8 protein-coding genes and 1 rRNA gene are annotated in these 10,047 nt (G+C 71.7%); all 9 read left to right on the top strand.

Annotation, left to right across the window (positions count from 1 at the left end):
* Positions 1-91, top strand: a 5S ribosomal RNA gene (gene rrf / locus ABT053_RS31540); the annotation flags it as partial.
* Positions 92-407: 316 nt separating this feature from the next.
* Positions 408-1,700 carry a bifunctional folylpolyglutamate synthase/dihydrofolate synthase gene (locus ABT053_RS31535; protein ID WP_350973930.1) on the top strand — a complete coding sequence of 431 codons (1,293 nt, stop codon included), beginning with the start codon at positions 408-410 and terminating at the stop codon, positions 1,698-1,700.
* A gap of 241 nt (positions 1,701-1,941) precedes the next feature.
* Positions 1,942-2,280 (top strand): DUF4233 domain-containing protein, encoded by a 339-nt coding sequence (locus tag ABT053_RS31530; RefSeq protein WP_344743203.1) that lies wholly within the window; start codon positions 1,942-1,944, stop codon positions 2,278-2,280.
* An 11-nt stretch (positions 2,281-2,291) separates the two neighbouring features.
* Positions 2,292-4,217, top strand: coding sequence for a hypothetical protein (locus ABT053_RS31525; protein ID WP_350973928.1), 1,926 nt, complete (start codon positions 2,292-2,294; stop codon positions 4,215-4,217).
* A gap of 415 nt (positions 4,218-4,632) precedes the next feature.
* Positions 4,633-5,043 carry a nucleoside-diphosphate kinase gene (gene ndk, locus ABT053_RS31520; RefSeq protein ID WP_329084418.1) on the top strand — a complete coding sequence of 137 codons (411 nt, stop codon included), beginning with the start codon at positions 4,633-4,635 and terminating at the stop codon, positions 5,041-5,043.
* Positions 5,044-5,234: 191 nt separating this feature from the next.
* Positions 5,235-6,266 carry a rod shape-determining protein gene (locus ABT053_RS31515; RefSeq protein ID WP_350973925.1) on the top strand — a complete coding sequence of 344 codons (1,032 nt, stop codon included), beginning with the start codon at positions 5,235-5,237 and terminating at the stop codon, positions 6,264-6,266.
* Complete coding sequence (mreC, locus tag ABT053_RS31510; protein ID WP_350973924.1) at positions 6,266-7,315, top strand: rod shape-determining protein MreC; 1,050 nt, start codon at positions 6,266-6,268, stop codon at positions 7,313-7,315. The genes ABT053_RS31515 and mreC overlap by 1 nt, the downstream gene beginning before the upstream one ends.
* 4 nt (positions 7,316-7,319) lie before the next feature.
* Positions 7,320-7,847, top strand: coding sequence for a rod shape-determining protein MreD (mreD, locus tag ABT053_RS31505; protein WP_350973922.1), 528 nt, complete (start codon positions 7,320-7,322; stop codon positions 7,845-7,847).
* Between the two features lie 118 nt (positions 7,848-7,965).
* Positions 7,966-10,029: a penicillin-binding protein 2 gene (mrdA, locus tag ABT053_RS31500; protein WP_350973920.1), complete on the top strand. Its 2,064-nt coding sequence runs from the start codon at positions 7,966-7,968 to the stop codon at positions 10,027-10,029.
* The last annotated feature ends 18 nt before the right edge of the window (positions 10,030-10,047 follow it).

Raw genomic sequence — 10,047 nt, 5'->3', positions numbered from 1 at the left:
ACCCGGTTACATTCCGAACCCGGAAGTTAAGCTCTTCAGCGCCGATGGTACTGCACCGGGGACGGTGTGGGAGAGTAGGTCACCGCCGGACAATCATTCATGAAGGCCCCCACCATTGGTGGGGGCCTTCGTGCTTTCCGGGGTCTTTTCCCGTGCTGTTCTCCCGGGTCCTGTTCCGGGCCTTCCGGCGCCTTTGCCGGGCTTTCCTGCCTGCTCCGGAGAACGGCTTTCGTGAAGCCTTTAACGGCTTCCACCACACCAAGGTCGCGATGTTCGGGCTTTCCGGCCCGTGGAGTTTCATGTGGCACGGAGTCCGCGTTGCACCAGCCTTTACGGCCCTGTCCGGGACCCGCCCAGGACGTCAGTAGGCTGGAGACGTGGACTATCGAGCGGTTGAACAAGCGATCATGCAGCGTGGTGTCGAGTGGAACTTCGAGCCCAGCCTCGACAGGATCGCCGCGCTCGTGGATCTGCTCGGCTCCCCGCAGCACTCTTATCCGGTGGTGCACGTGGCCGGTACGAACGGCAAGTCGAGCACGACCCGGATGATCGAGGCACTCCTGCGCGAGCGCAACCTGCGGGTCGGCCGCTTCACCAGCCCTCACCTCGTCTCCATGCGCGAGCGCATCAGTGTGGACGGCGCTCCGCTCAGCGAGGAGCGCTTCGTCGAGGTGTACGAGGACATCGCGCCCTACCTGGAGATGGTCGATGCTCAGGGGCGGCGGCTCTCCTTCTTCGAGACCCTCACCGCGATGGCGTTCGCGGCCTTCGCCGACGCCCCGGTGGACGTCGCGGTCATCGAGACGGGGATGGGGGGCATCACCGACGCCACCAACGTCGCCGACGGTGCCGTGGCGGTCATCACGCCCATCTCCCTCGACCACGTCGACTACCTCGGGCCCGACGTCGAGACGATCGCCGGGGAGAAGGCTGGCATCATCAAGCCAGGCGCGACCGCGGTGCTCGCGCAGCAGGAGCTTCCCGCCGCCTCGGTGCTGATGAGGCAGGCGGCCGACACCGGCGCCACCGTGGCGCGAGAGGGGCTGGAGTTCGGCGTGCTGAGCAGGGAGCTCGCCATCGGCGGGCAACTGCTGCGGCTCAAGGGACTCAAGGGAACGTACGAAGACATCCTGCTCCCTCTGTACGGTGCCCACCAGGCGAGCAACGCCGCCTGCGCGCTGGCCGCGGCGGAGGCGCTGACCGGTGGGGACGAGCCTCTGGACGAGGAGCTGGTGCGGCAGGCGTTCCTGCAGGTGCGCTCGCCCGGCAGGCTCGAGGTGGTCCGCCGGGGCCCCACGGTGGTCGTCGACGCCGCGCACAACCCGGCGGGGATACGGGCCAGCCTGGACGCGGTGCAGGAGTCCTTCGACTTCGCGAAGCTCATCGGCGTGGTGGCGGTGTTCGAGGACAAGGACGTCCAGGGCATCCTGGAGCTGCTGGAACCGATGATGGACGAGATCGTGGTGACCAGGAACTCCTCGCCGAGGTCCATGGACGTGGACGATCTCGCCGCGCTGGCCGAGGAGATCTTCGGTCTTGACCGGGTGTACCAGGTCGAGAGGCTGGACAGCGCGATCGACCGGGCGATCGGCCTGGTCGACGCCCTGGGCGAGTTCAGCGGGGCCGGGGTGCTGATCACCGGGTCGGTGGTGACCGCCGGTGACGCGCGGCTCCTGCTCAAGGCGGACGAGGCGCAGTGAGCGGACGAGGGCACGGCGGGCGACGAGACGCGCCACGCGGGCGGAGCGCGCTGGGCGACGGGTCGCACGTGCTGAACATGCCGTACGTGCTCAGCGGTGGGCCGTACGCGCTGAGCGGAGAGGGCGCGCCGAGTGGGCGGGACGCGGTGAGTAGACGGAACGCGGTGGGGCGGCGCGACAGGACGAGCCGGCCGGGCGCGGCGGGCGGGGCAGGATCTAGGCGACTCCGGAGGAGCGGAAAATGATCACGGTCACTCCGGGGATGAGGCGTCTCTGTGCCAGCGTGCTCGGCATGGAGGCCATAGTCGTCGGCCTGTTCACGCCGGTCGCCATCAACACGCAGGGCATCGAACCGGCCGTCGCGGCCACCGTCGGTCTCGGCCTGGCGTTCCTCTGCGTGGTGGTGATCGGCCTGCTCAAGCGGCCTTTCGCCTACGTCGCGGGAAGCGTGATCCAGGTGCTCGCCATCGCCTCCGGCCTCATGGTCCCGACCATGTTCCTCCTCGGAGTGATCTTCGCCGCGCTGTGGATCACAGCGATATTCGTCGCTCGCCGTGTCGAGGGCGTGACTTCTCGCTAAAGTCGGCCAACATGGCCGTCCCTCCCATCCAGCCGACTCGGGTGGTGTCCGCCAGGCCCACGGGCCTGGTGCGCGCGCTCCGCGTCTCCCTGATGCTCGACGTCGTCCTCGGACTGCTCGTCGCGGTAGTGCTGCCGCTGGCGATCGTCGCCATCCCCAACACCATCTCGGTGGTCGCAGCCCTCCTGCCTCCGGACATCTCGCAGATAGCGATGATCAGGGCGCACGGGCTGGCGCTTCCCGCGATGGTCCTGACCGTGCCGGTGGCGGCGGTGGCCGTGCACCGGATGAGGGCGGCCCCGATGATGGTCGCGGGGCTGACCCTGCTCGCCTTCGCCGACGCCGCCGGTGGGTATGCCGGGTCCACGGCGCTGGTGGGGGTCCTGCGGGTCCTGCACGGGGTCGGCGCGGGCCTGCTGGTCCCGGCCACCCTGATGGCCGTGTGGGGGCGTTCGGTGCTCCTCAGGGCCGTATGGGCGGCCGCGCTGACCGCGAGCCTCCTGGCCGCCCAGGCGCTCGCCCTGTGGCCCCTTGACCAGGTCGACTCCTGGCGGGTCACCCTCCAGCCGTACCCGATGCTCACCGGGGTCGCGCTCGTGCTCGCCGCGGTCTACCTGGTGCTGTGGCTGAAGGAGGGCGAGAGCGCCGGTCCCGTGGGGTGTGTCGCGGAACGCGGGCGCACGCTGTGGGTGTTCGTGCCCGCCGTGGGCGTCGCGGCCCTCGCGCTGGGCAGCACGTTCGACTGGTCGCCGGGGCTGGTGATCCGCGCGGCGCTGGTGTCCGTGCTCGTCCTGCTGGCTCTGGCCTCCTCCGGTGCCTCGAAGGGGGCGGTCGGCCGGGCGCCGGCCTACGCGATGATCGCGGTCGGCGTCGTCGCCCTGCCGACCGCCGCCCAGATCACCTACGTCGAGCTCGGCGGGCTGGGGGGTCCCGGCCTGTCCGGTTTGTGGCCGGCCTTCGCGATCGCCGCGCTGGTGGGCCTCCTGGCCGCCGCGCTGGCGAACCGGCTGGGCCACGCGGTCATGCCCATGGTCACCGCCGGCGGGCTCGTGGTGATGGTCGCGGGCCTGTGCGCCGTACGGCTGTTCCTTCCCGCTCCCGGAGGGCTTCCGCTGATCATCCCGTTCGCGTTGCTCGCGGGGGGCGCCTCGGTGGCGCTCACCGGCGCGCTGCGCTCCTGCGGGGAGGGGGCCGCGCTCCTGGCGCTGTCGCTGTTCTTCCCCGCGGTGCTCGTGGGCTTCCTGCTGGGCAGCGGCGTCCAGGTCACCCGCCTGGAGGAGGCCACGACCCCGCAGGCGCTGGTCGACGGGTTCGTGGACGCCCTGCATCTGTGGGCGCTGATCGGGGGCGGGCTGGTGCTCGCGGTGATCGTGCTCGGCGCCGTCCTGGCCCGCTTCCTGCCCGGCCCCTCGGCGGGTGCCCGGGATGTGGGGGACACGGGAGACATGGGAGACACGCGGGTCGCCCCGGTCGGCGTGGGGTCCGCCTCCGGGCTCGTGCCCTCTCCGGCGGGGGAGGTCGACCTCGGCGGTGGCGCGTGGCCGGCCGCCACGGCGTCGGGACCTCCCAAACAGGCCGGTCAGACCGGCCGGCCCGAACAGACCGGGCAGGCGGGGCAGGCCGGGCAGGCGAGACACGCGGTGGTGCGGCCGCGGTCCGAGGCCGGTCCGCAGCCGCAGGTCCGCCAGGATCCCGAGGCGGGGCCCATGGCGGCGACCGAGTCCATGAGCGGGTCCATGGCCGTCGGCGGGGGCGGGCACGGGGCGGGCGCGGGTGGAAGGCCCAGGCCCCGGCACGAGCCCGACAGGGTCCCCGAGCGCGACCCCGAGCCGGAGACGGAGACCGAGCAGGAGAAGGTCGTCGCGCCGCCCGTGGTGGTGCCGCCGCCCGCGCCCTCGCCCGAGGACGGCCCGGGGAACGGGCCCGCCCTCCAGTGACCTCGCCGATCGTGCGGGCCCACTCTCCGACGATGCCCCTGCCGACCGCGCGGGCCCTCCGGTGGGTGACCCCGACGGCCGGGAGGGCCGCCTCCAACGATGGCCTCGCCGACCGCGCGGGCCCGCCCTTCGGTGGCGACCCCGACGACGAGGCGGGGCCGTCTCCGGCGATGACCTCGGCGACCGCGCGGATCCGCCCTTCGGTGGCGACCCCGACAGTCGGGCGGGGCCGTCTCCGGCGATGACCTCGCCGACCGTGTGGGCACGTGGGCATGTCTTCGGCTACGACCCTGCCGGCCGCGCGGGCCCGCCCCCCGGTGGTGACCTCGCCGACCGCGGGGGATCGCGCGAAGGACGGTAAACTTCGCGCGATTACCGCAGTCCGCGACCCATACATGTTCGAAGGAGAACTTCAGTGTCCGAGCGCACCCTTGTCCTGATCAAGCCCGACGGTGTGGCGCGTGGTCTCATCGGCGACGTGATCGCCCGTGTCGAGCGCAAGGGTCTGAAGGTCGTGGCGCTGGAGCTGCGCACCCTGGACGTCGACACCGCCAAGGTGCACTACGCCGAGCACTCCGAGCGGCCGTTCTTCGGCGAGCTGGTGGAGTTCATCACCTCCGGCCCGCTGGTCGCGCTGGTGCTCGAGGGTCCGCGCGCCATCGAGGCCTTCCGTGGCCTCGCGGGCCTCACCGACCCCGTCAAGTCCGCGCCCGGCACCATCCGCGGCGACCACGCCCTGGAGATCGGCGAGAACGTCGTCCACGGCTCCGACTCTCCCGAGTCCGCCGCGAGGGAGATCAAGATCTTCTTCCCGGATCGCTTCTAGACGTACGTTTTCACCGCGTTTGCCGGGCCCCGTCGTCCTTGTGGGCGGCGGGGCCCGGTGTGTTCGGCCAACCCAAGATTTTGCTGCGGCAGGCCGCCTCATTGCGCTCAATGGTGGGTACGTCACGTTACGATTCGAGTGCGTTCCGTAGTTTTCGCCGACGACCTGACGGAAGGAGGCCGGCCTTCCTCATGGGCAGCAATCTTGCTTTTCTGGGCCGTGACATGGCGGTCGACCTCGGCACCGCGAACACCCTCGTGTACGTACGGGGCCGCGGGATCGTGCTCAACGAGCCGTCCGTCGTAGCGATCAACACCGCGACGGGGAAGATCGTGGCTGTTGGTATCGAGGCCAAGCGGATGATAGGCCGCACTCCCGGCAACATCGTGGCCATCCGCCCGCTCAAGGACGGGGTCATCGCCGACTTCGACGTCACCGAGCGCATGCTGCGCTATTTCATCCAGCGGGTGCACAAGCGCCGCCACTTCGCCAAGCCGCGCATCATCATCGCCGTGCCGAGCGGGATCACCGGGGTCGAGCAGCGGGCGGTCAAGGAGGCCGGTTACCAGGCGGGCGCGCGCAGGGTCTACATCGTCGAGGAGCCCATGGCCGCCGCGATCGGCGCCGGGCTCCCGGTGCACGAGCCCACCGGCAACATGGTGATCGACATAGGGGGTGGCACCACCGAGGTGGCGATCATCTCGATGGGCGGCGTGGTCACCAGCCAGTCGATCAGGGTGGGCGGCGACGAGCTCGACCAGGCGATCATGGCCTTCGCCAAGAAGGAGCACTCGCTCATGCTCGGCGAGCGCACGGCTGAGGAGATCAAGATGGCCATCGGCTCCGCGTGCATGCTCCCCGAGGAGAGCCACGCCGAGATCCGGGGCCGTGACCTGGTCAGCGGCCTGCCCAAGACGATCGTGGTGTCGGCCGCGGAGATCCGCAAGGCCATCGAGGAGCCGTTGAACGTGATCGTCGACGCGGTCAAGACGACGCTCGACAAGTGCCCGCCCGAGCTTTCCGGAGACCTGATGGACCGCGGGATCGCCCTCACCGGGGGCGGGGCGCTCCTCAAGGGCATGGACGAGCGGCTGAAGGCCGAGACCGGCATGCCGATCCACCTCGTCGACAACGCCCTCGACTCCGTCGCGCTCGGCTCGGGCAAGTGCGTCGAGGACTTCGACGCCCTGCAGCAGGTCCTGGTCCCCGAGCCGCGGCACTGATGAAGGACACCCGCCGGGCACGGGTCAACCTGGGGCTGCTGCTGGCCGCCGCGCTCGTGCTCGTCACCATCGACCACCGTTCGGTCACGGAGTCGCCGTTCGGCCCGCTCAGGACGGTCGGCACGACGCTGTTCGGCGCCGCGGAGAGCGCGGGGTCGGGGATCGTGCGGCCGGTCGGCGAGTTCTTCGAGACGATGGCCGAGGCTCCCTCGGCGCGCGCCCGCCTCGAGAGGTTGCGCTCGGAGAACCAGCGGCTCAGGCACGACCTGGCGGCGCAGAGCCTCGACCGGGAGCGTTCCCGGGAGCTTCGCAGGCTGCTCGGGGTCGCGGGGACCGGCGGATACCGGATCCTGCCCACCCAGGTGATCGCCCGGCGCGGCGCGCCCGGGTTCGAGGAGGCCGTCGAGCTCGACGTGGGGCGCGCCGACGGGGTGCGCCCGGAGATGACCGTGCTGAACGCCGACGGCCTGGTCGGCAGGGTGGTCCAGGTGGGCCCGTCCACCTCGACGGTGGTCCTGCTCAGCGACCCCGCCTCGGCGGCCGGGGCCCGGCTGGAGGGCAGCAACGAGATCGGGGTGGTGCACGGCGTGGGGGAGAACGGCCGCCTGGTCCGTTTCCGGCTGCTCGACTCGACCGCGCCGATCACTCCTGGCCACCGCATCGTGAGTTTCGGCTCCCAGCGGGGCGCGCCGTACGTGGCGGGGGTGCCGATCGGGGTGGTGGAGCGGGTGGAGGCCACACCGGGCGAGCTGACCCGCATCGCGTACGCGCGGCCGTCCGCCGATCTCACCGCGCTGGACGTGGTCGGCGTGGTGGTGCGGGCGCCGCGCCGCGACCCGCGTGACGCGGTGCTCCCGCCGGGACCGTCCAAGAAGCCAAAGGAGCCCAAGGAGCTTGAGGAGAACGCCTCGACGTCGGAGCGGGCCACGTCGCGTGCACCCGGCGCCGAGTCCGGCTCCGAGTCCGGCTCTGACGCGGAATCCGGCTCCGGCCCCGAATCCGGCCCGCGCGGGGCGGAGGCTCCCCGCGGCCGGCGAGAGGGGGCCTGACGGGATGGGCCGCAACGCGGCCTTCGTGCTGCTGCTCCTGGGGATCATGATCGTCCAGGTGACCGTCGTCAACCGGCTGCCGCTGCCCGGGCACGCCGCGCCGGATCTGGTGCTGCTCGCCGTGGTGGGGTACGCGCTGGCGCGCGGGGCCGCGGCGGGGGCCGGGATGGGCTTCGCCGCCGGTCTCGTCAGCGATCTGCTGCCGCCGGCGGCGCACCTGCTCGGGCACAATGCGCTCGTGCTCTGCCTCATGGGCTTCCTGGCGGGACGCGCGGTGGAGGGCCGGCCGTTCGCGGGGCCGCTCGCGGCGATGGCCTGCGCGGTCGCCGGTCCCGTGGTCGCCCTGGTGACCGGTGCCCTGGTGGGGGATCCGCGGACCGGGCTGTCCATGCTGACGACGGTGCTGCCGCAGGCGATGGCGTACAACCTGATCGCCGCGCCGCCCGTGGTGTGGATGGTGCGGAGGCTCGTGCGGGGGCCGGAGTCGCGTCCCGTCCGGGTGCCCCAGCACATCATGCGAAGTCGCCTGTGAGGCCGCGTACGCGGCCTCGTGCGCCGTGGGGTCGTGGCGGGCCTCGCCGCGGGGGGAGCGGGAGGCCGGGCGGGTCGTGGGCCGGGGGTTCCGGCCGGGTGCGCGGGGAGGACGGGGTATGGGCCTGATGCGGGGGCGGCTGGTCGTGGTGCAGGTGCTGGTGGTGTCGATGCTGGCGCTGCTCGCCGTACGGCTCTGGCAGGTGCAGGTGGTGCGCGGTACGGAGTACGTGGAGGCCGCGACCGAGACGCGTACGCGTGACGTCGTCGTCCCGGCGGTGCGCGGGCAGATCCTCGACGCGACGGGCCGCCCGCTGGTGCGCAACCGGACCACGCTGGTGGTCTCGGTCGACCGCACGCGCCTGAACCGGATGGCGGGCAACGGCCAGGAGGTGCTCCAGAGGCTGGCCGGGGTGCTCGGCCGCCGTCCGACCGAGCTGCGGGAGCGGATCAGGGCGTGCGGCCCCGGGGTGGCCCGTCCGTGCTGGCCGGGGTCGCCGTACCAGCCGATCCCCATCGACGTCGACGTCACCACGCGCGAGGCCCTGCAGATCCTGGAGCGGCAGGAGGAGTTCCCCGGGGTCACGGCCGAGGTGCAGGCCGTGCGGGAGTATCCGCGCAAGGGCGCGGGCGCGCAGGCGCTCGGCTACCTGCAGCCGATCACGCAGGAGGAGCTGGACAGGCGCGACGGGCTCAGGTCGGCGTTCTCCGGGGTCGACCTGGTGGGCAGGGACGGCCTGGAGTCGGTCTACGACGTGCCGCTGCGGGGGACGCCGGGGATGCGGCGGGTGCAGGTCGACCGGCTGGGCAAGGTCATCGGGGTGGAGCGGCACGTGCCGCCGGTCCCGGGCGACACGCTCATCACCAGCATCGACGCCAGGGTGCAGACGTTGGCGGAGAAGGCGCTGGCCGAGGCGATGAAGGGCGCGCCCAAGGCCGACGGGGCGGCGGCGGTGGTGCTGGACGCGAGAACGAGCCGGGTGATCGCGCTGGCCAGCGCGCCGACGTACGATCCGGCGGTCTGGAGCGGGGGGATCTCCGAGGCGGAGTACCAGCGCCTGCTGTCGGGCAAGACCGGCAAGCCGCTGGTGTCGCGGGCGATCAAGGGCGAGTTCGCGCCCGGTTCGACGTTCAAGGTGTCGTCGGTGTCGGCGATGCTCAAGGACGGCTATCCGCTGCACGGCAAGTACGACTGCCCGGGGTCCTTCATGGTGGGCGACCGGCCGTTCAACAACTTCCGCGGCATCGGGCTGGGCGTCCTCAACCTGCACATGGCGCTGGTGAAGTCGTGCGACACGATCTTCTACCGGGCGGCGTACGAGCAGTGGCTGCGCGACGGCGGGCTCCATCCCAAGGGGAGGACCAAGGAGCCGATGGCGAACATGGCGCGGGCCTACGGGTTCGGCCGTCCCACGGGCATCGACCTGCCGGGCGAGTCGCCGGGCAGGATCCCCGACCGGGCGTGGAAGAAGGCGCTCTGGGCGGTGACCAAGGAGGACAACTGCAGGCGGGCCAAGACCGGGTATCCGGAGGTGGCCAAGAGCAGTCCCAGCAGGGCCGCGTTCCTCAAGCGGCTGGCGTACGAGAACTGCCTGGAAGGGTTCCAGTGGCGTCCGGGTGACGCCGCCAACTTCTCCATCGGGCAGGGCGACGTGCTGGTGACGCCGCTGCAGCTGGCGGCGGCGTACGCGGCGCTGGTCGGGGACGGCAAGCTGCGCAGTCCCCGGGTGGGCTGGGCGCTGGTGCGTCCCGACGGCACCAAGGTCAAGGAGATCAAGGTGCCGGTGGTGGGCAGGCTGCCGATCACGCGGGAGGAGCGGGCCTACATCAAGGGGGCGCTGAGCGAGGTCGCCTCCGACGGCACCGCGGCCGGGGCCTTCTCGGGATTCCCCATGGACAAGGTCAAGATCGGCGGGAAGACCGGCACCGCCGAGGTCTACGGCAAGGCCGACACGTCGTGGTTCGCCTCGTTCGCCCCGACGGACAAGCCGCGGTTCGTGATCGTCGCCATGGTGTCCCAGGGCGGGATGGGCGGCCAGACCGCGGCTCCGGCGGTCCGGAAGATCTACGAGGGCATCTACGGCTTCAAACCCGACGGGAAGCCGTCCTCCTCGGCCCTGCCGGGCGGGCGCCCGGCGCGGGCGCTTCCGGTGATCGCCAAGGACGGGACGGTGTCGCGATGACGGCTTCGCTTACGGCTT

Source organism: Streptosporangium sp. NPDC002524 (assembly GCF_040295985.1).
Lineage (GTDB): Bacteria > Actinomycetota > Actinomycetes > Streptosporangiales > Streptosporangiaceae > Streptosporangium.
Note: the sequence above shows the minus strand (reverse complement) of the source record. Positions and strands in the feature narration are given on the sequence as shown.